The sequence below is a fragment of the Allobosea sp. genome, assembly GCF_051860145.1.
In the GTDB taxonomy this organism is placed as follows: domain Bacteria; phylum Pseudomonadota; class Alphaproteobacteria; order Rhizobiales; family Beijerinckiaceae; genus Allobosea.
This window is the reverse complement of sequence record NZ_JBHYEM010000005.1, coordinates 124,478-142,746: the sequence shown is the minus strand read 5'-3', so window position 1 is coordinate 142,746 and position 18,269 is coordinate 124,478. Positions and strand designations below refer to the sequence as shown.

Sequence of the window (18,269 nt, the reverse complement as noted above, 5' to 3'; positions counted from 1 at the left end):
TCAACGCTGCTCGGTCCAAGGATCGAGCAGCTCGATGCCGAGTTTGGAGAAGTCGCGCAGATTTCGCGTGACGAGCGTCATCTTATGCGCGACGGCGGTTGCGGCGAGCAGGCCGTCCATCGCGTGAAGGTTCGCACCCGTGCGGCTCGACAACGCCATGAGCTCGCCCCAGGCGGCCGCGGCATCTCGATCGACATCGAGGATGCGCCTTCCGAAGCGGGCCGGGATGTCCTGCACCAGCCATTGTTCGAGGGCGAGCCGCTTGCGGCCGTGGCTCATGCTCGCGATGCCGAAGCCGATCTCCGCCAAGGTGATGACGCTGATATGCAGCCGGTCCTCGGAAGCGTCCACGAAAAGCGATACGCTCGGCGACGGGTTGGGCTTGATCAGCTCGGAGACGACATTTGTGTCGATCAGATAGATCACAGATCGATCTTGCGCGGCGGGTGATTCAGCCGCACCAGATCGATACCGCTATCGCGTAGCGGCGAGTTCTGGAAGAACTCTGTCAGTGTCCCCTGGCGCGCCGTCTTCTTCTCCCACTCCTCCACCGACACCAACACGGCCGCCGGCTTGCCATTGCGGGTCACCGTCTGCGGGCCTTCGGATTTGGCCTTGTCGATCAACTCGGAAAACCGCGCTTTGGCGCTCGCTACGGTCCAAGCCTCTTTTGGTACGGCAGTCATGCGCGCCTCCATCAGGAAATGACCATCATGACCATATAGGTCATCGCGGCTCTCCCTCAAAGTGGCCCGCTGCCCTATGGTCACTTTTCTCCACGGCCTTAAGGCTTCCTTGACCATATGCGAGGGAAGCTCCTTCGGTGCGTCCTTCGCGCCTCGGGATTGGTCCATGGAATGCTTTCGCTTTGCCCGCCCCGCTGCCGCCGTCTTCGCCCTGATGCTGACGGCGACCGTGGCGTGCGCGCAGGAGCCGGGCTACGGGCCCAACACCTATGACCGCACGCTCGATGCGCTGATCGCGCATGAGGATATCGCCTCGCGTGGCGGCTGGCCGCAGGTTCCGGGCGGCGTGACGGCGCTGAAGCCCGGCTCGCAGGGGCCGGAGATTGCCGCGCTGAAGCAGCGGCTGATGCTGAGCGGCGATCTGCCACCAGCGGCGCTGCCGGGCGACATCTACGATGCGGCGACGGTCGCAGCCGTGAAGCGCTTCCAGGTCCGGCACGGGCTCTCCGACCTCGGCACCGTCGGGCGCCTGACCCTGAAGGCGCTGAACGTGCCGGTCGAGGTGCGGCTGAACCAGCTCACGGCGACACTCGAGCGTTTGAAGGGCAACGGCTTCGTTTTCGCCGAGCGCTATGTGGTGGTGAACATCCCCGGCGCCAGCGTCGAGGCTGTCGAGAACGGCGTGGTCCAGCGCCGGCATCTCGCCGTCGTCGGTCGTCCCGACCGGCCTTCGCCGGTACTGCAGGCCAACATCACCTCGGTGAACTTGAACCCGTACTGGACGGTGCCGATGTCGATCGTGAAGGCCGACATCATCCCGCATATGCGCAAGGATCCCGGCTTTATCGCGAAGTCGAACATGAAGCTGCTCGGCGCCGAGAATCGCGAGATCGATCCGGCGAGCGTCAACTGGGCGAGCCTGACCAACCCCTATTTCTACGTCCGGCAGGAGCCCGGCCCGACCAACTCACTCGGCCAGCTCAAGATCGACATGCCGAACGGCGAGGCGGTCTATATGCATGACACGCCGAAGAAGACGCTGTTCCGCAACGATGTCCGCTTCAACTCCTCCGGTTGCGCCCGCATCGAGGGCGTGCGCGATCTCGCCGCCTGGCTTCTCGAAGGCACCGAGTGGAATCAGCCGGCGATCGAGGCCGAGATCGCCAAGGGCGAGCGCAAGGATATCCGCCTGAAGAAGGCCGTGCCGGTCGCCTGGGTCTATCTCACCGGCTGGCAGAGCGGCGATGGACTCGTCCAGTTCCGCGAGGACATCTACGGCCTCGACACCCCGCAGGGCATCGTCACCTCGACGATCCAGGCCCGCAAGCCCAAGCCGGCGTCGCCCCAGGGCACGCCGCTGCCCGTGCCGCGACCAGGCGCACTGACGGTGACCGCGGTCAATTGAGGCATCGGCCTCAGGGCCGGCGCAGGATCGCCATCACCTCGTCGATGGCGCGCGTCCTCGCCGCAGGATCGGTTCCGATCGTCACCTTCCCGTCCGCACGCTGCGAATAGGCGGCTGTGCGCTCGCGCAACCGCAGGTCTGGGTGGTCGAAATCATGATAGGCGCCGGGGAAGCCGACAAATCGCGCGCCACCCTGGCGAGCCAGGTCCTCGCACGGGGCCGCGGGCGTCCAGTCATCGGCGAGGCCCTGGAGGATCGTGGTCGGCGCCTGCGCCCGCCAGCCGCGCTTCAGGATCACGCGGCAGCCTGGATAGAAGGCGATAACGGCGCGGAACCCCTGCGGGCCTGCCGCGGCACGCTCGCCCGCCACGCGCAACGCGGTCGACCCGCCATTCGACCAACCCACCAGCATGACCTTGTCGGCGGTAGCGAAAGGCTGCGCGCTGAGCCAGTCGCGCGCGCCGAGCGCATCTTTCGCCCGGTCGGCGGGCCGGAGCGAACGCTCGCGGCTGTTGCAGAGCGCCGTAAGACCGCGTGGGCGCAGGCTGTCCGGCAGCAGCACGGCGAAGCCAGCAGCGACCCAGCGCGCGCTCCAGTCGGCCTCCCGCGCCGACAGCCGCCCGGACCGGGTCCAGAGCCCGCTGCAGCCATGCAGCGCGACGATGGCGGGGAAGGGGCCCTGGCCGTCCGGCTTCGCCAGCAGCCCGGTCAGCATGGTGCCGTCGCGGGAGGGGAAGCTGACCTGTTCCATCGCCGCGGCTGGGGACGCCAGGCTCGCGGCGAGCGTGAGGGCGAGCACGATCCGGCGGCGGGCGGGCATGGCGAGGCTCCCGGGTGGCGAAGGCGGTCGCTCAAAACGACGACGCCGCGATCCTGTCGGATCGCGGCGTCGAATGCATGGCGCTGGACCGGGAGCTCAGTTCAGCTTGGTCTTGATTTCCTTGAGGCCGGCCGCGAACAGCGTTTCGCCGGTCTTGCCGCCGACCTGGTTGCGCAGGATCGTCTCGGCGGCGCGGGTGGCGGCTTCGGCGGCCGCAGCGCGGACCTCGGCCTCGGCCTGAACCTCGGCCTGCGCGATCTTGTCTTCCGCCGACTTGGTGCGGCGGGTGACGAAATCGGCGAGCTTCGCCTCGGAATCCTTGGCGAGCCGTTCGGCATCCTCGCGCGCGGCGGTGACGATCGCTTCGGCTTCGGCCTCGGCGGCTTTGCGCTTGGCCTCATAGGCAGCGAGGATCGCGGCGGCCTCTTCACGCAGGCGGCGCGCTTCGGCCAGTTCCGCCGCGATCATCTCGCCGCGCTTGTCGAGAGCGGCGGTGACGGCCTTGGCGGCGCCCATATAGATCGCGAGGCCGACGAAGATCGCCGTGGCGATCAGCACCCAGAAGGTCGGATTGTTCAGCATTGTCCGCTCACCCCTTGGTGCTGGCCTTGACGGCTTCGTCGACGGCCGCCTGTGAAGGCGCAACGCCCGTCAGCTTCGCCACGATGGTGGCAGCCGCATCGGCCGCGATGGTCGAGACATTGCCCATGGCCTTGCTCTTCATCGCGACGATCTTGCCTTCCGCCTCGGCGAGCTTGCCCGAGAGGTCGGACTCGACCGCCTTGCGGCGCTCGTCGCTCTTGGCGTTGACGGCATCGCGCGTCTCCTGCGCGATCGCCTGGGACTTCGCCCGGGCTTCGGCAAGCGACTTCTCGTAGGCGGCGACGGCCTCTTCGGCCTTCGTCTTCATCGCCGCGGCTTCGTTCAGGTCGCCGCCGATGCGCGAGGCGCGGTCGGCGAGGATCGCGCCGAGGCGCGGCACGATGACCCTGTCGGCCAGCCAGTACAGGAAGCCGAAGGTGATCGCCAGCCAGAGGAGCTGGGAGGCGAAGGTCTCAGACTGGAACGGCGGGAAGGCGCCGCCCTGAGCGGCCCCGGAGCCGCCATGGGCAACGGTGCCCGTCGTGGTCGTGGCTGGCGTGGCCATCACTGAACCTCATCCGGCACTGCGGACCTCAGTGTCCGCAGTGCAGCTTCGGGAAGCGTGCTCGAGCCGGATCAGACGGCGAAGAGCAGCAGCAGCGCGATCAGCAGCGAGAAGATGCCGAGCGCTTCCGTCAGCGCGAAGCCGAGCAGCAGGGTGCCGCGCTGGCCTTCGGCCGCCGACGGGTTGCGCAGCGCGCCCGAGAGGAACTGGCCGAACAGGTTGCCGAGGCCGATGCCCGCGCCGGCCATGCCGAGGCAAGCGAGACCAGCGCCGATATACTTGGCAGCGATCGGGTCCATGGGAAAACTCCTTGAGAGGTTTGGTGAGGATCGAAGGGGTGGGAGAGCTACCGGACGCTGACTTGCGTCAATGTCCGGGATGCAGGGCGTCGTGCAGATAGATGCAGGTCAGGACTGCGAAGACATAGGCCTGCAGCACTGCGACGAGGAATTCGAGAGCGATCAGCGCGACGGTCAGCACCAGCGGCAGCGGCGAGAGGATCGCCCAGCCGCCGGCGAAGAGCAGCGTGGCGACGAAGCCGGCGAAGATCTTGAGCGCGATATGGCCCGCCAGCATGTTGGCGAAGAGACGGACCGACAGGCTGATCGGGCGCGAGACGAAGGAGATCACCTCGATCGGCACCAGGATGATCAGCATCAGCGGATGCACGCCGGAAGGCACGAACAGGCCGAAGAAATGCGCGCCGTGGCGAACGATGCCGTAGATGATGACGGTGAAGATCACCAGCGCCGCCAATGCGGCCGTCACGACCAGGTGGCTCGTCACCGTGAAGGCGCCGGGCACCATGCCGATCAGGTTGCAGAACAGCACGAACATGAACAGCGAGAAGACCAGCGGCAGGAATTTCATGCCGTCATGGCCGGCGGAATCCTTCACCGTATTCGCGACAAATTCGTAGCCCATCTCTGCCAGGGCTTGGATTCGACCGGGGATCAGGGAGCGGCTGCGGGTGCCATAGACGAAGAGCAGGACGATCAGCGCCAGCGCGATCATCATGAACAGCGCGGAATTGGTGAAGGCGATCTCGCTATTGCCGATCGTGCCGAGCTTGATGATCGGCTTGATCTCGAACTGTTCGATGGGACTGGCCATCTGGCGCCTTGAGCTCCGCTGTCATTCCAGGACGAAAACCGCCCCGGGGCCGCTACTTGGCGCCCGACTTATCGCCAGTGCGAGATTTCATCAACCCCGCTGCGCGCGCGACGTTGAAAAAACCCGCGCAGGTGCCGAGCAGCAGCAGCACGATCAGTCCCCAGGGACTGGTTCCGAGCCAGCGATCGAAGGCCCAGCCGGCTCCGCCGCCGACGATGATGCCGGCTATGAATTCGGTGGACAGCCGCAAGGCCTGCCCGATTCCCGACATATTGGGCGACTGCCCCTCGGTCTTTCGGACGCTGCCCTTGCGGGCTTCGACGTCGCGCAGCTTGGCCTCGAGCGTGTCGAGCCGGCGTGACAGGGCTTCGTCGCCCGGTTGGGTGGGCCCATCGCTTTCGGGCCCTTTTGGACTGCCTTGCGCCATGAGACGGGACCTTGTTCTGCGGGGTTCGGGGTGTCTTTTGCGAGGGTGCAGGATACGCCACCTCGCGACGGACAGCCCCGAAAAATCGCGCGGACCATAGGAATGGTGCGGAACCCTGTCAAGCTGACGGGGTTCGTTTAATGCTTTGAGTTAATTGGATTTTTTAGGCACCGAAGGGCGCGCCGACCGCCCGCTGCGGACCGCGCTCAGACCGCTTCGCGGATGCGCTCCGCCGTCGCGAGGTCGACCGAGACCATCTGGCTGACGCCGCGCTCGGCCATGGTGACGCCGAACAGCCGGTCCATCCGCGCCATCGTGATCGGATTATGCGTGATCAGGATGAAGCGCGTCTGCGTGTTGCGCGCCATCTCGTCGAGCAGGTCGCAATAGCGCTCGACATTGGCGTCATCGAGCGGCGCATCGACCTCGTCGAGCACGCAGATTGGCGATGGGTTGGTCAGGAAGACGGCGAAGATCAGCGCGGTCGCGGTCAGCGCCTGTTCGCCGCCGGAGAGCAATGTCATCACCTGCGGCTTTTTGCCCGGGGGGCGCGCGAAGATTTCCAGCCCCGCTTCGAGCGGATCGTCCGAATCGACCAGCCTCAGCTCGGCGGTGCCGCCGCCAAAGAGAATCCCGAACAGCCGCTGGAAATGGCCATGGACGATCTCGAAGGCCGCCAGCAGCCGCTCCCGGCCCTCGCGGTTGAGCGCCCCGATCGCCTGCCGCAGGCGGCGGATCGCCTCGCTGAGATCGTCGCGCTCGCCGGTCAGCCCTTCGCGCTTGCCTTGGACCTCCGCGAGTTCCTCCTCAGCGCGCAGATTGACCGCGCCCAGCCGCTCGCGCTCGGCTTTCAGCCCGGCGAGCCGGCGCTCGATCTCGCCCGGTTCCGGCAGCGCGTCGCCCGGCTTGATCGTGGTCAGCTCCTGGAGGCCGGCAAGGCTGGTCTCCAGCCCGTCCTCGATCTGCCGGGCCACGTCGGCGAGGCGCTGGCGGGCAGCCTCCAGCCGCGCTTCGGCGGACGCCCGGACCTCCCTCACGCCGGACAATGCTTCCAGCGCCGCGCGTGCGGCGCGGTCGGTCTCCGCCTGCGCGGTCTCTCCGGCGGCCAGCCTGTCGGCCGCTTCGCGCCGCGCGGTCTCCGCGGTCTCGATCTCGGCGATGATGCGGCGGCGTTCGACCAGGAAGGTGTCGGGGGCCTCGAGCAGGGTCTTCTGTTCGGCCTCGGCCGTCTCGATGCGGCGTTTCGTCTCGTCGGCGGTCTGCCGGCTGGCCTGGGCGCGCTCCTGCCAGGCCTTGATATCGTTGGCGATCGTGACACGACGCTGCGCCCGAAGCTCCGCTTCGCGCCCCAGGGTCTGGACGCGGGCGCGCGCGTCGGATGCGACGGCGCGCTGCTCGCCGAGCGCGACGCGGGCATGCAGCAGGGTGCTTTCCAGTTCGGTCGTCGGTGCGAGCGTGGCCATTCCCTCGTCGGCGCTCGCCGCCTGCGCCCCGGCTTCCGCGATCGCCTGACCCAGGCGCGCGATCGCCTCGCTCAGCGCCGAGCGCCGGGCCGCGACCTCGCCGGCCTTGCGCTCGGCGCTGGTGAGCTGCTCGCGCGCGAGGTCGAAGTCGCGCCGCGCCCGCCGCGCGGTCTCGAGGGCCATGGTCTCGGCCTGGGCGGCTGCCTTGACGGCCTGCGCGGCGTTGTCGAGCCCTTCGCGCGCCGCTTCCGCCGCCTCGCGCGCCGCCTGCGCCTCGCGTTCGAGGTCGCCGAGCCGGTTCTTCTCGACGAGGCGCCGTGCCGCCGGGGTCGGCGCTTCCGCCGCGCTGGTGAAGCCGTCCCAGCGCCAGATGTCGCCCTGGCGCGAGACCAGCCGCTGGCCGGGCTTCAGCGCGCCGCGCAGCCGGGCGCCGTCCTCGCGCGCCACCACGCCGATCTGCGCCAGCCGGCGGGCGAGCGCCTGCGGTCCGCGGACATGGCGGGCCAGGGGCTCGATGCCGGCAGGCAGGACGGGATCGTCCGCGCCGTCGCCGGTGTCGAGCCAATGCGCCGGAGCCGAGGCGTCGGAGGCGGCGTCGAGATCGTCGCCGAGCGCCGCGCCGAGCGCGGTCTCAAAGCCCTTCGCCACGCTGATCGCCTCGACGATCGCCGGCCAGAAATCTCCCGAAGCCGGCGCCAGCAGCTTCTGCAAGGTCCGGATCTCGGTCTCGAGCCGCTGCGCCTGCCGGTCGGCCTCGGCGAGCGGGGCCCGCAGGCGCGTTTCGGTCTCGCGGCCGGCGGCCAGCGTGGCGCGGGCGGTCCCGGCCGCCAGATCGGCTTCGCGCATGGCGCCCTCGGCCTCGCCGAGGCCGGTGCGGAGAGCATCCAGCGGGCTTGTCGCGCTGTCGGCGTCGAGTGCGGCCTGGTCGCGGACCAGGCGCTCGCGCTCAGTGACATGCCTGGCTTCGCGCTCCCGCGCCTCGCGCAGCGCCCGCTCCAGCGCGCCGCGGCGGGCGCCAAGCTCGGAAAGCCTGGCCTGTGCCGTCGCATGCTCGGCCTCGGCTTCGGCCAGCGCCGTCTCGGCCTGGCTCAGGGCGGCTTGTGCCGCCTCGCCAAGCGTCGCCGAGTCGTCGGTCTCCTGGACGAGCGCCTCATCCTCCTGCGCCAGCCGGGCGAGGCTTTCGGCCGCATCACTGGCGATGCTGTTTTGGCGCGCGAGGTCGCTTTGCAGCTCGGTGAGGCGCCGGCCCAGCTCTTCGCTGCGCTGCTTGGCGCGGCGGTTCTCGGCTTCGAGCTCGTCGAGCCCGCGTTTCAGCCGCACCAGCGCCGCAGCAGATGCAGCCTCGGCCTCGCGCAGGGGAGGCAGGGCGTGCGCCGCGATCGCCTGGTGGCGCGCGGCTTCGGCCTGCATGCCGGTCGCGTCGGCGACGCTGCGGATCGCGGCTTCCAGAGCGCGCTCGGCCGTTGCCTCCTGCTCGCGCGCATCATGATGGGCGATCAGCGCCAGCGTCGCCTCGGCGCGGCGGATATCGGCGGCGAGGCTGCGATAGCGCCCGGCCTGCCGCGCCTGCCGCTGCAGCGCCTCGACCTGCGCGTCGATCTCGCCGAGCACGTCCTCGAGCCGCGTGAGATTGTCCTCGGCGCCCCTGAGACGGAGTTCCGCCTCGTGGCGGCGGCTATGCAGGCCGGCAATGCCGGCGGCGTCCTCGAGGATGCGGCGGCGCGATTGCGGCTTGGCGGCGATGATCTCGCTGATTTGCCCCTGGCGCACGAGAGCCGGCGAGCGGGCGCCGGTGGCGGCGTCGGCGAAGAGCAACTGCACGTCGCGGGCGCGCACCTCCTTGCCGTTGACGCGATAGGTCGAGCCTTCCTCACGCTCGATCCGGCGCGTCACCTCCAGGACGTCGGTGTCGTTGAAGCTGGCCGGCGCCTTCCGGTCGGAATTGTCGAGGGTCAGCGCCACCTCGGCCATGTTGCGGCCGGGCCTGTCCGACGAGCCGGAGAAGATGACGTCGTCCATGCCGGACGCGCGCATGTTCTTGAACGAGCTCTCGCCCATCACCCAGCGCAGCGCTTCGACGAGATTCGACTTGCCGCAGCCATTGGGGCCGACGACACCCGTCAGGCCCGGCTCGATCAGGAATTCCGAGGGTTCGACGAAGGTCTTGAAGCCGGTGAGCTTGAGGCGCGTCAGCTGCATGGACGCCTCTCTCCTTCTCCCCTTGGGGGAGAAGGTGTCTGCGAAGCAGACGGATGAGGGAAGGATGATGGCGCTCGGCCCTCATCCGTCAGCGCTTCGCGCTGCCACCTTCTCCCCCAAGGGGAGAAGGGAGGACGCGCGGCTTCAGCCCGCGAGAAGCGGTTCGAGGATCTTGTCGAACTCCGAGATCGAAAGCGCACCTGAACGCTTCTGCCCGTTGATGAAGAAGGTCGGCGTCGAGTCGACGCCAGCCTTGGCCCCACGATCCTTCACTTGCGTGACGGCGTCATAGATATCCTGCCGTTTCAAGCAAGCCTCGAAAGATTCCTGTGTGAAACCGGCCTGTTTCACCATGGTCGACAGCGCATCGACCGGTTTCTCGGTGAAGGCCCAGTTGCGCTGCTGGGCGAAGAGCAGGTCGGACATCGGATAATATTTGTCGTTGCCGTTGCAGCGCGCCAGCATGAAGCCGGCGGTCGCGAGCGGATCGAGCGGGAATTCGCGCAGCGTGAAGCGGACCTTGCCGGTGTCGATATATTTCGCTTTGAGCTCCGGCCAGGTGTCCTTGTGGAAGGTCGCGCAGTGGCTGCAGGTCAGCGAAGCGTACTCGATGATCGTGACCTTGGCGTCGGCCTTGCCGAGCCAGACATCGCCGAGGGGGCCCTCGGTGGCGAGTTCGGGATTCGAAGATTGCGCCTGGGCCGCGCGCGAGCCCAGCATCGCGGCGGCTGCGATCCCGGCGGCGCCGGTGAGAAGCTGTCGCCTGTTCGTCATCTTGCAAGTCCTCGAAGGGTCGAAATGGATGGCCGGACCATAGAGGCCATCACGATTGTGGCAAGATCGGTACGTGCCGAACCGCCGCGTTCTCACGAAGCCGTGTCATTCCGCCGCCGGTTCTCCTTCGCTGCGACAGCCTGGCCGAGCCGCTGCAGGGCGGCCTTGAGGTCGGAATCGACGATGCGGGAGACCTGGCCTGCGACCCGCCGCACGACGGCAGGGTCCGGCGCTGCGGCTGCCTGCTTCGGAGCCGGCGCCTCGACCGGCCCCTGCTTCAGCACGAGCTTGCCGACGGCGCGCCAGCCGAGATGGGTGTTGACCCGCTCCAGCACCAGCGGCCCGAGCTGCTGCATGTCGAGCGCGAAAGCGCCCTCGACGCGCACCACCAGCGTCGCCGGGTCCGAGACTTCGCCCGGGGCAGGGCGCCGGCGCGGCCAATCGATCTTGAGCGGCCGGGAACGCGCCGCCAGCCGCTCTCCGACGATCTCGGGCCAGAGCGAGACGATGGCGCGCCCGGCAAAACCCTGCGCGGCGAGCGCGGGCGCGAGGCAGTCATCGATCAGGTCGGCGAGGGGTTTGGCGGCCATGCGCCATTTTGCGCCCGCGCCGCCGGCGCGGCAAGCCGTTGCGGCTCAGGAGCCCTGTCGGTGGGCGCGCCATTCGGCCGCGGTCAGCTCCCAGATCTCGGCAGGATGCGGGCCGGAGACGTAATTGCGCGTTTCGGTCCGGATCACCCGCATGCCGCTGCGTTCCGAGATGCGGCGGGAGGCGAGGTTATCCACGGCCTTGGGAATGTGGAGAACCTCCCGCCCCAGATCCTCGAACCAGAACTCGGTGACCGCGGCCGCGGCCTCGCTCATCAGCCCCTGGCCCTGCCAGTCCGGCGCGATCCAGAAACCGCGGTTGTCGCCTTCGCGCGCCATCAGGCTGATTCCGCCGATCAGCGTGCCGGGGTCCGCTTTCGGTCGCAGGCTCCAATGCCATTCGTCGCCGCGCGCCATGCCCGGCAGCGCCACGTTGCGCAGGAAGGTCTCGGCCCCGTCCGGCGGGTAGGGCCAGGGCACATGGCTGGCGAGGAAGCGCACGATCTGCCATTGCGGGAAGGTGGCCTGGATCGCCGGCGCGTCCGCGAGCGTCAGCGGTTGCAGGGAGAGCCGCTTGGTTTCGAGCGTGGGGATCGTGCCAGAGATCTGCGGCATGTGCCGGCCGGTTCTTTCGGGCTTGGCGCAAGCGGCGCTTGCGGTCGCGGGGCGGCACCTTAGAGCCGGATGGTTTCAGGTGGAATCGCTGCGCGATCCACCTGAAAGCTGAATCCGTCTCTCACCAATAAGTGAGAGCAGGATCAATGCGAAAAACCGGTTCCCACTTTTTCGCATCCTGCTCTAAACCGGGGCGATGAGCCTCGCAACGCGACTGCAGGCGGCCAGGGCGGCCGACCTTCTAGCCTGGTATGACCGTCACCGCCGCGTCCTGCCCTGGCGCGCCTTGCCGGGCGAGCGCGCGGAGCCCTACCGCGTCTGGGTCTCCGAGATCATGCTGCAGCAGACCACGATCGCGGCCGTGAAGCCCTATTTCGAGCGCTTCATGGCGCGCTTTCCCACGGTGAAGGTGCTTGCCGATGCGCCGAGCGAGGAGGTCATGCAGGCCTGGGCCGGGCTCGGCTACTATTCCCGCGCCCGCAACCTCCATGCCTGCGCCAAGGCGGTGGTGGCGCTGCATGCCGGCCGGTTTCCCGATACCGAGGACGGTTTGCGCGAACTGCCCGGCATCGGCGCCTATACGGCCGGCGCGATCGCCGCGATCGCCTTCGATCGGCCGGCGGTGGCGGTGGACGGCAATGTCGAACGGGTGATGACGCGGCTCTTTGCGATCGAGGACGCCTTGCCTGGCGCCAAGCCGTTGATTCGCGAGCGCGTACTGGAGTTGCTGCCGCCAGAACGTCCCGGCGATTTCGCGCAAGGCTTGATGGATCTCGGCGCCACGATCTGCACGCCACGCTCGCCGGCCTGCGGGCTCTGTCCCTGGCGCGCCCCCTGCGCGGCGCGGCAGGCGGGAACGCAGGAGATCTATCCGCGCAAGACGCCGAAGAAGGCGGGCATCACCCGCTACGGCGCGGCTTTCGTCGCCATGCGCGAGGATGGCGCAGTGCTGGTGCGCACCCGCCCGGCCAAGGGCTTGCTCGGCGGTATGGTCGAGGTGCCGACCAGCGAGTGGCAAGCCGAATACCTGCTGGAAACCGGCATGCGCGATGCGCCCTTGCCGGCCCGCTGGCGCCGCCTGACGGCCCCCGTGCGCCATGTCTTCACGCATTTCCCGCTGGAGCTGACGGTTTTCGTCGCCAAGCTGCCCTTCGAGGCGCAGGCACCTGAGGGCATGCGCTTCACGCCCTTCGCCCGATTGCGCGAGGAAGCGTTTCCGAACGTCTTCCTGAAGGCTCTGGAGGCGGGGCTCGAGGCGCTCAGGCCGCCGCCATCTGCGCCCTGATCTCGCCGCGCAGCGAATCGAGCAGCGTCAGCCCGCCCGATCGCTCGACATGCCAGAACGTCCAGCCATTGCAGGCCGGCAGCCCTTGCGCCAGCGCGCCGACCTTGTGGATCGAGCCGACGGCGGGCCCGAGCACCAATGTGCCGTCGGCCCGGATCACCGCCTTGTGCCGGCGCTTGTCGTCGACGACGCTCTCGCCGGCCCTGACCAGCCCGGCCTCGACCAGGCTGAGGAAGGGCACGCGCGGCTCGCTGCGCTTCGATGGCGCGGTGGCGAAAGCCTCCGGCGGCAGCGGCTGCACGGCGGCGATGCGCCTGCGGGCGGCTTCGGCATAGATCGGATCGCGCTCCAGGCCGATGAAATGCCGGCCGAGCGCCTTGGCGACGGCGCCGGTGGTGCCGGTGCCGAAGAACGGGTCGAGGATCACGTCGCCGGGATTGCTGGCCGAGAGCATGACGCGGGCGAGCAGGGCTTCCGGCTTCTGCGTCGGGTGGACCTTGGCGCCGCTCGCGTCCTTCAGGCGCTCATCGCCGGTGCAGAGCGGCAAGTACCAGTCGGAGCGCATCTGCAGGTCGTCATTGCCGCCCTTCAGCGCCTCGTAATGGAAGGTGTATTTCGAGCTCGCGCCGCGGGCGGCCCAGATCAGCGTCTCATGCGCGTTGGTGAAGCGCCGGCCGCGGAAATTCGGCATCGGATTGGCCTTGCGCCAGACGATATCGTTCAGCACCCAGAAGCCGAGATCCTGCAGCGTCGCGCCGACGCGGAAGATGTTGTGATAGGAGCCGATCACCCACATCGCGCCGTCGGGCTTCAGCACGCGGCGGCAGGCCGTCAGCCAGGCGCGGGTGAAGGCATCGTAATCGGCGAAGGAGGCGAACTTGTCCCAGTCGTCGTCGACTGCGTCGACGAGGCTGTCGTCCGGCCGGCGCAGATCGCCGCCGAGCTGCAGATTATAGGGAGGATCCGCGAAGACGAGGTCGACGCTGGCCGGAGGCAGGCGTTCGAGCGCGGCGATGCAGTCGCCGACGACGACCTGATCGAGCGGAAGATCGAGAGAAAGGCCGGAGGCCTTGATCCGGGATTCCAGCGCTGGCCGTCCGGTACGCGAGACCTGGATCCGGACGGCGGCGCTGGCGGTCCCGGTACGCGAGGTACCCATGACGCCGAAACCGTTACGCAACTTCAACAGTCGCGATCTTGGCGAGTCAGGGTAAAAGCCGGGTTTCCGGGTTGAAAAAAATGCGTCTCGTTTTGGGGCTGCAGATTTTGCCTAGTCTTTGGCAAACAAGGGGAATTTGCCGCGGCGATTAAGAAACGGCTAACGTTTGCCGCTGCCGCGCCGATGTTTCAGCGCTGCCATGTGCTCTTGATCGGCGCGAAGGAGAAGCGGTGCTCCGGGCAGGGGCCGTGAAGCGCGATCGCGGCGCGGTGCTGCGGCGTCCCATAGCCGACATGCCCGGCGAAACCATAGGCCGGGTAATGCGTGGCGAGCCGGGCCATCATCCGGTCGCGCGTCACTTTCGCGACGATCGATGCGGCCGAGATCGAGCAGACCAGGCCGTCACCCTGGATGATCGCCTCGCAACTGCAGGCCAGCAGCGGCGGGTCGTTGCCGTCGACCAGCACGAGGTCGGGCCGCAGCGGCAACGCCGCTACCGCCCGCCGCATCGCGAGCAAGGTCGCCTGCCGGATGTTGATCGCGTCGATCTCTGCCGCCGAGGCGCTGCCGACGCCCACCCCCAGCGCCGAGGCCAGGATGGTCGCGAAAAGCTCCTCGCGACGCGGCGCGGCGAGTTCCTTCGAATCGGCGAGGCCGTGGGGGATCGTCCGCCAGTCGAGGATGACGGCGGCCGCGACGACAGGGCCGGCCAGAGGCCCGCGGCCGACCTCGTCGACGCCGGCGACAAGGGCGTGCCCGGCGGTCATCGCTGCCTGCTCGCGGCTGAAATCGGCGGTCATAGCCCCGCTATGCCAGATCGCGGCCTCGCGGTCTGCCGGTCGCCTTGCCGCATCCACAGTTCAGGCCGTGCCCATCAAGAATGCTCGCAAGGCCCGGGCCGTGGCTTCCGGATGTTCCTCTGGAAAGAAATGCCCGCCCTGCACGCCTTCGCCGGCGGCCGTCTCGGCCCAGCGACGCCAGATCGCGAGCGGCCCGCCGTCCGCTGCATACCATTGCGCCAATGCGCCCCGCGCGCTCCACAAGGCGAGGACGGGGCAGGCGATGCGCCGCCCGTTTTCCCGGTCGTCCGCGTCATGGTCGCGGTCGATGCCGGCGGCCGCCCTGTATTCCTCGCAGATCGCATGGATGTGGCGCGGGTCGCGAAGAACCTCGAGATAGGCTTCCCGGACCGAGGCCGGAAAGGTCGCGGCAGGCGTTCCCCAGCCGTCCAGGGCGCTATCGATGATCGCCTCGGGCGCAGCCGCGAGCAGCCGCTCGGGCAGGGGCGCAGGCTGGCCGAGCAATGTCCAGGGCCAGAAGCCGAGCGCGAAGCGTGCGTCGGCGCGGTCCCAGGCCTCGATGGTCGGCACGATGTCGAGCACCGCGAGCCTCGCGATGCGCTCGGCATGATCGAGCGCCATCCGGTAGGCGACGCGGCCGCCGCGGTCATGTCCCGCCACGCTGAAGCGGGGAAAGCCCAGCCGCCCCATGACCGCGACCATGTCGGCCGCAAGCGTGCGCTTGCTGTAGGGCGCGTGGTCTGCGGCCGAGGGCGGGCAGGAGCTGCGCCCGTAACCGCGCAGATCGGCGCAGACGACGGTGAAATCCTGCGCCAGCAGCGGCGCGATGTCCCGCCACATCAGATGCGTCTGCGGAAAGCCGTGGAGCAGCAGGAGCGGCGGCCCGGAACCTCCTCTGCGCAGGAAGATCGCGGCTTCTCCCGTCTCGATCGTCTCGCTTGTGAAATCGTCCATGCCGGCCTCCGCCTCTTACGGCGGAAACGCGCGGCAGCCGGATCGGTGCCGCCATGGGCGAAGGCGGCGGCGTCAGAACAGGCTGAGCTGCGCCTTCTCCTTCTCCGGCTTGACGAAGAGATCGCTCCGCAGCCTCAGGCGGTTCGCGTTGAAGCCGAGGCGTTCGGCCGCCATCTCGAAACGCCGGCCGATCATCCAGGCATAGGGGCCGGAGCCGACCTGGCGCTGGCCCCAGGCCGAATCGTAATCCTTGCCGCCGCGCGTCGAGCGGATCAGCGAGACGACATGGCGCAGCTTGTCGGGGTGATGGGTCAGCAGCCAGTCCTGCACCAGGTCCTTCACCTCGAGCGGCAGGCGCAGCAGGACATAGCCGGCCTCGCGCGCGCCAGCGGCCTTGGCAGCGTCCAGGATGCGCTCGATCTCCTGCTCGTTGATCGCCGGAATGATCGGCGCGACGAGCACCGTCACCGGGATGCCGGCTTCCGAGAGCCTGCGGATCGTTTCCAGCCGCTTGCCCGGCGCGGCTGCACGCGGCTCCATGCCACGCGCCAGTTTCGGATCGAGCGTGGTCAGCGAGATCGCGACCTTGGCGAGGCCCTGCGCCGCCATCGGCGCCAGGATGTCGATGTCGCGCTGCACCAGTGCCGATTTGGTGACGATGCCGACCGGATGGTTGAACCTCGCCAGCACCTCGAGGATCGAGCGCATGATGCGCAGCTTCTTCTCGATCGGCTGATAGGCGTCGGTATTGGTGCCGATCGCGATGGTGCGCGGCTGGTAGGACGAGGCGGAAAGCTCCTTTTCGAGCAGAAGCGCGGCGTCGGGCTTCGCTGTCAGCTTGCTCTCGAAATCGAGCCCCGGCGACAGGCCGAGATAGGCGTGGCTCGGCCGCGCGAAACAGTAGACGCAGCCATGCTCGCAGCCGCGATAGGGATTGATCGAGCGGTCGAAGGAAATATCAGGGGAATCATTGCGCGTAATGATCGTGCGCGGCTTCTCGATCGCGACCTCGGTCCTGAACGCCGGCAGCTCGCCGAGCGAGCCCCAGCCATCGTCCTCGCTGACGCGCTGCTCCGCCTCGTAGCGCCCGCCCGGATTGATCGTCGCGCCGCGTCCGCGCCGCCGCTCCGGATCGATGCGGTGGCCGGCATGGGCGAGCGGCTCCAGCGGCGCCACGCGCGCCGAAACCGACAGCGGCTCGCCATCATGCCGCTTCAGCGGCTGGGCCGCGATCGGCCGGGCGGAAGGTCTGGCTTGGCGCATGGCGCTGAACCGTTCTGAAAAAGAGCCGGAGAATCGGCGTTTCCGTGACGGTCAATGTGAACATATAGGGAACAGATTGCAAGTGACAGGATTGCGACATGTTGCGCTGCGTCATAAGCATTCGGACATGCTCACCGCCGTCATCAGGGCCGATGGCCCGGCCAGCGCGCTCGCCGCGACCTTCTCGGTGCTGATCCCAGCGGTCGCCGACGGCTTTCTCGGCCATGCCGTGGTCGTGGACGCCGGTAACGGAAGCGATATCGAGCGCCTCGCCGACGTCACGGGCGCGACCTATCTGCACGCCGGGGCGGCCGAAGGCTGGCATCTGGGTGCGGCCCAGGCCCGGGGCGAGTGGCTGCTCCTGCTGAGCGCCGGCGACGTGCCGCAACTGAACTGGACGCAGGCGATTGAGCGCCACCTGCTGCTTTCGCCGGAGCTCCCGGCGCTGATGCCGTTGCGCGGCGTCGCCGCCTCGCTTCGGGAGCGTGCCGCCTTGTCGTTCGGGGCGCGTCGGCTGCGGGCCGGGCTCATCGCCCCCAAGGGCCAGGTCCTGTCGGGGCGGCTGAACGTCCCGCCCCGCCGCCTCGGCGCCCGCCGGGAGCGCGCCGCGCCCTGAGGTTCAGAGCTGGTTCGTCTTGAACGTGTCGCAGCTCTGCATCGAGCCCGATTTCAGGCCGGTGGTGAACCAGCGCGTCCGCTGCGCCGACGAGCCGTGGGTGAAGGAATCGGGCACGGCGACCCCTTGCGAGGCCTCCTGAAGCCGGTCGTCGCCGATGGCGGAAGCCGCACGCAATGCTTCCTCGAGGTCGCTCTGGTCGATGCGGCCCATCGCCTGGACGTTATGGGCCCAGACGCCGGCGAAGCAGTCGGCCTGCAGCTCGACGCGCACCGAGAGCGCATTGTTGTCGCGCTCGGAGAGCCGGGGGCGGAGCTGGTTCACCTTGGGCAGGATGCCGAGCAGGTTCTGGATATGGTGGCCGATCTCGTGGCCGATGACATAGGCATAGGCGAAGTCGCCGCCGCCGCCGAGCTTGCGCTGCATCTCCTGGAAGAAGGAGAGGTCGAGATAGACCTTCTTGTCTTCCGGGCAATAGAACGGCCCCATCGCCGCTTGCGCGGTGCCGCAGCCCGAGCGGTCGATCCGCGAGAACAGCACGAGCCGTGGCGCCTCGTAGCGACGGTTCGCCTGCTGCGGCAGGAGCTTGGTCCAGACGTCCTCGTTCTGCGCCAGCACGGCCGAGACGAAGCGGCCCATCTCGTCCTGCGGCGGGCCGGAGGAGGGGCGGCTGGTCTGGGTCGGGGCGCCGCGCCCACCGATGCCGCCGATCATTTCGGCGCCGCCGATCAGCAGGCGCGGGTCGATGCCGAGCGCCCAGCCGAGGAGGCCGAGCACGACCATGGTGCCGATGCCGACCCCGCCGCGCCCGCCCGGCAGGCCGGCGAAGCCGCCGCCGCCATTGCGCCTGTCTTCGAGATTCTCGGACTGGCGATAATCTTCCCAACGCATGGCGTAGCCCCTGTCTCGTCCCGAGCAATCTCATCGAGAGAGGCCCGGAACTCAAGCGGTTCGTC

General features: G+C 68.5%; 20 protein-coding genes. 3 read left to right on the top strand and 17 right to left on the bottom strand.

Annotated elements, in window-relative coordinates; all coding sequences use genetic code 11:
• Both ACTIF2_RS10765 and ACTIF2_RS10760 read right to left on the bottom strand, forming a co-directional pair.
• Positions 1-426 carry a type II toxin-antitoxin system VapC family toxin gene (locus tag ACTIF2_RS10765; RefSeq protein ID WP_439497057.1) on the bottom strand — a complete coding sequence of 142 codons (426 nt, stop codon included), beginning with the start codon at positions 424-426 and terminating at the stop codon, positions 1-3.
• The gene (locus tag ACTIF2_RS10760) at positions 423-803 is read right to left on the bottom strand and encodes a type II toxin-antitoxin system Phd/YefM family antitoxin (RefSeq protein WP_439497056.1); all 381 of its coding nucleotides are present in this window, start codon (positions 801-803) and stop codon (positions 423-425) included. The genes ACTIF2_RS10765 and ACTIF2_RS10760 overlap by 4 nt, the downstream gene beginning before the upstream one ends.
• Positions 804-852: 49 nt before the next feature.
• Between ACTIF2_RS10760 and ACTIF2_RS10755 the strand changes: the two genes are divergently transcribed.
• Positions 853-2,091 carry a L,D-transpeptidase family protein gene (locus tag ACTIF2_RS10755; protein ID WP_439497055.1) on the top strand — a complete coding sequence of 413 codons (1,239 nt, stop codon included), beginning with the start codon at positions 853-855 and terminating at the stop codon, positions 2,089-2,091.
• Between the two features lie 10 nt (positions 2,092-2,101).
• Here the strand turns inward: ACTIF2_RS10755 and ACTIF2_RS10750 are convergent, their stop codons facing one another.
• The 10 genes from ACTIF2_RS10750 to ACTIF2_RS10705 all read right to left on the bottom strand — a co-directional run bounded on the left by ACTIF2_RS10750 (position 2,102) and on the right by ACTIF2_RS10705 (position 11,236).
• Positions 2,102-2,911: a dienelactone hydrolase family protein gene (locus ACTIF2_RS10750; RefSeq protein WP_439497054.1), complete on the bottom strand. Its 810-nt coding sequence runs from the start codon at positions 2,909-2,911 to the stop codon at positions 2,102-2,104.
• Positions 2,912-3,007: 96 nt separating this feature from the next.
• Positions 3,008-3,490, bottom strand: coding sequence for a F0F1 ATP synthase subunit B family protein (locus ACTIF2_RS10745; RefSeq protein ID WP_439497283.1), 483 nt, complete (start codon positions 3,488-3,490; stop codon positions 3,008-3,010).
• A gap of 10 nt (positions 3,491-3,500) precedes the next feature.
• Positions 3,501-4,058, bottom strand: coding sequence for a F0F1 ATP synthase subunit B (locus ACTIF2_RS10740; RefSeq protein WP_439497053.1), 558 nt, complete (start codon positions 4,056-4,058; stop codon positions 3,501-3,503).
• Positions 4,059-4,129: 71 nt separating this feature from the next.
• Positions 4,130-4,357 carry a F0F1 ATP synthase subunit C gene (locus tag ACTIF2_RS10735; protein ID WP_114830240.1) on the bottom strand — a complete coding sequence of 76 codons (228 nt, stop codon included), beginning with the start codon at positions 4,355-4,357 and terminating at the stop codon, positions 4,130-4,132.
• A 67-nt stretch (positions 4,358-4,424) separates the two neighbouring features.
• Complete coding sequence (locus ACTIF2_RS10730; RefSeq protein WP_439497052.1) at positions 4,425-5,171, bottom strand: F0F1 ATP synthase subunit A; 747 nt, start codon at positions 5,169-5,171, stop codon at positions 4,425-4,427.
• A gap of 52 nt (positions 5,172-5,223) precedes the next feature.
• The gene (locus ACTIF2_RS10725; protein ID WP_439497051.1) at positions 5,224-5,598 is read right to left on the bottom strand and encodes an AtpZ/AtpI family protein; all 375 of its coding nucleotides are present in this window, start codon (positions 5,596-5,598) and stop codon (positions 5,224-5,226) included.
• Positions 5,599-5,804: 206 nt separating this feature from the next.
• Positions 5,805-9,260 carry a chromosome segregation SMC family protein gene (locus ACTIF2_RS10720; RefSeq protein WP_439497050.1) on the bottom strand — a complete coding sequence of 1,152 codons (3,456 nt, stop codon included), beginning with the start codon at positions 9,258-9,260 and terminating at the stop codon, positions 5,805-5,807.
• Positions 9,261-9,404: 144 nt separating this feature from the next.
• Positions 9,405-10,034: a DsbA family protein gene (locus ACTIF2_RS10715; RefSeq protein ID WP_439497049.1), complete on the bottom strand. Its 630-nt coding sequence runs from the start codon at positions 10,032-10,034 to the stop codon at positions 9,405-9,407.
• 92 nt (positions 10,035-10,126) lie between these two features.
• Entirely contained in the window at positions 10,127-10,624 is a 498-nt protein-coding gene (locus ACTIF2_RS10710) for a DUF721 domain-containing protein (protein WP_439497048.1), read from the bottom strand.
• Positions 10,625-10,669: 45 nt separating this feature from the next.
• Positions 10,670-11,236 carry a GNAT family N-acetyltransferase gene (locus ACTIF2_RS10705; protein ID WP_439497047.1) on the bottom strand — a complete coding sequence of 189 codons (567 nt, stop codon included), beginning with the start codon at positions 11,234-11,236 and terminating at the stop codon, positions 10,670-10,672.
• Positions 11,237-11,432: 196 nt separating this feature from the next.
• Here ACTIF2_RS10705 and mutY point away from each other — a divergent pair, with 196 nt between their 5' ends.
• On the top strand, positions 11,433-12,521 hold the full coding sequence (mutY, locus tag ACTIF2_RS10700; RefSeq protein ID WP_439497046.1) for an A/G-specific adenine glycosylase: 1,089 nt from the start codon (positions 11,433-11,435) through the stop codon (positions 12,519-12,521).
• On the opposite strand, the gene ACTIF2_RS10695 is transcribed toward mutY, so the two are convergent.
• The 4 genes from ACTIF2_RS10695 to ACTIF2_RS10680 all read right to left on the bottom strand — a co-directional run bounded on the left by ACTIF2_RS10695 (position 12,496) and on the right by ACTIF2_RS10680 (position 16,697).
• Positions 12,496-13,680, bottom strand: coding sequence for a site-specific DNA-methyltransferase (locus tag ACTIF2_RS10695; RefSeq protein ID WP_439497282.1), 1,185 nt, complete (start codon positions 13,678-13,680; stop codon positions 12,496-12,498). The two genes, mutY and ACTIF2_RS10695, sit on opposite strands and share 26 nt — an antisense overlap.
• Positions 13,681-13,868: 188 nt before the next feature.
• Entirely contained in the window at positions 13,869-14,447 is a 579-nt protein-coding gene (locus ACTIF2_RS10690; protein WP_439497045.1) for a ribonuclease HII, read from the bottom strand.
• Positions 14,448-14,540: 93 nt separating this feature from the next.
• A complete protein-coding gene (locus ACTIF2_RS10685; RefSeq protein WP_439497044.1) occupies positions 14,541-15,434 on the bottom strand; it encodes an alpha/beta fold hydrolase in 894 nt (297 codons plus the stop codon).
• 72 nt (positions 15,435-15,506) lie between these two features.
• Entirely contained in the window at positions 15,507-16,697 is a 1,191-nt protein-coding gene (locus ACTIF2_RS10680) for a PA0069 family radical SAM protein (protein WP_439497043.1), read from the bottom strand.
• A 127-nt stretch (positions 16,698-16,824) separates the two neighbouring features.
• On the opposite strand from ACTIF2_RS10680, the gene ACTIF2_RS10675 reads away from it, so the two are divergent.
• On the top strand, positions 16,825-17,313 hold the full coding sequence (locus ACTIF2_RS10675) for a glycosyltransferase family A protein (RefSeq protein ID WP_439497042.1): 489 nt from the start codon (positions 16,825-16,827) through the stop codon (positions 17,311-17,313).
• A gap of 3 nt (positions 17,314-17,316) precedes the next feature.
• Here the strand turns inward: ACTIF2_RS10675 and ypfJ are convergent, their stop codons facing one another.
• Positions 17,317-18,204, bottom strand: a complete 888-nt coding sequence (gene ypfJ / locus ACTIF2_RS10670) for a KPN_02809 family neutral zinc metallopeptidase (RefSeq protein WP_439497041.1) — start codon at positions 18,202-18,204, stop codon at positions 17,317-17,319.
• Positions 18,205-18,269: the final 65 nt, after the last annotated feature.

Bases quoted from the DNA above. Each gene is read 5' to 3' on its own strand.
- ACTIF2_RS10690 (WP_439497045.1), bottom strand. From the start codon at position 14,447: ATGACCGCCGGGCACGCCCTTGTCGCCGGCGTCGACGAGGTCGGCCGC.
- ACTIF2_RS10680 (WP_439497043.1), bottom strand. From the start codon at position 16,697: ATGCGCCAAGCCAGACCTTCCGCCCGGCCGATCGCGGCCCAGCCGCTG.
- ACTIF2_RS10685 (WP_439497044.1), bottom strand. From the start codon at position 15,434: ATGGACGATTTCACAAGCGAGACGATCGAGACGGGAGAAGCCGCGATC.
- ACTIF2_RS10695 (WP_439497282.1), bottom strand. From the start codon at position 13,680: ATGGGTACCTCGCGTACCGGGACCGCCAGCGCCGCCGTCCGGATCCAG.
- ypfJ (WP_439497041.1), bottom strand. From the start codon at position 18,204: ATGCGTTGGGAAGATTATCGCCAGTCCGAGAATCTCGAAGACAGGCGC.
- ACTIF2_RS10740 (WP_439497053.1), bottom strand. From the start codon at position 4,058: ATGGCCACGCCAGCCACGACCACGACGGGCACCGTTGCCCATGGCGGC.
- ACTIF2_RS10755 (WP_439497055.1), top strand. From the start codon at position 853: ATGGAATGCTTTCGCTTTGCCCGCCCCGCTGCCGCCGTCTTCGCCCTG.
- ACTIF2_RS10760 (WP_439497056.1), bottom strand. From the start codon at position 803: ATGGTCAAGGAAGCCTTAAGGCCGTGGAGAAAAGTGACCATAGGGCAG.
- ACTIF2_RS10735 (WP_114830240.1), bottom strand. From the start codon at position 4,357: ATGGACCCGATCGCTGCCAAGTATATCGGCGCTGGTCTCGCTTGCCTC.
- ACTIF2_RS10725 (WP_439497051.1), bottom strand. From the start codon at position 5,598: ATGGCGCAAGGCAGTCCAAAAGGGCCCGAAAGCGATGGGCCCACCCAA.
- ACTIF2_RS10705 (WP_439497047.1), bottom strand. From the start codon at position 11,236: ATGCCGCAGATCTCTGGCACGATCCCCACGCTCGAAACCAAGCGGCTC.
- ACTIF2_RS10710 (WP_439497048.1), bottom strand. From the start codon at position 10,624: ATGGCCGCCAAACCCCTCGCCGACCTGATCGATGACTGCCTCGCGCCC.
- ACTIF2_RS10720 (WP_439497050.1), bottom strand. From the start codon at position 9,260: ATGCAGCTGACGCGCCTCAAGCTCACCGGCTTCAAGACCTTCGTCGAA.
- ACTIF2_RS10750 (WP_439497054.1), bottom strand. From the start codon at position 2,911: ATGCCCGCCCGCCGCCGGATCGTGCTCGCCCTCACGCTCGCCGCGAGC.
- ACTIF2_RS10675 (WP_439497042.1), top strand. From the start codon at position 16,825: ATGCTCACCGCCGTCATCAGGGCCGATGGCCCGGCCAGCGCGCTCGCC.
- ACTIF2_RS10715 (WP_439497049.1), bottom strand. From the start codon at position 10,034: ATGACGAACAGGCGACAGCTTCTCACCGGCGCCGCCGGGATCGCAGCC.
- mutY (WP_439497046.1), top strand. From the start codon at position 11,433: ATGAGCCTCGCAACGCGACTGCAGGCGGCCAGGGCGGCCGACCTTCTA.
- ACTIF2_RS10730 (WP_439497052.1), bottom strand. From the start codon at position 5,171: ATGGCCAGTCCCATCGAACAGTTCGAGATCAAGCCGATCATCAAGCTC.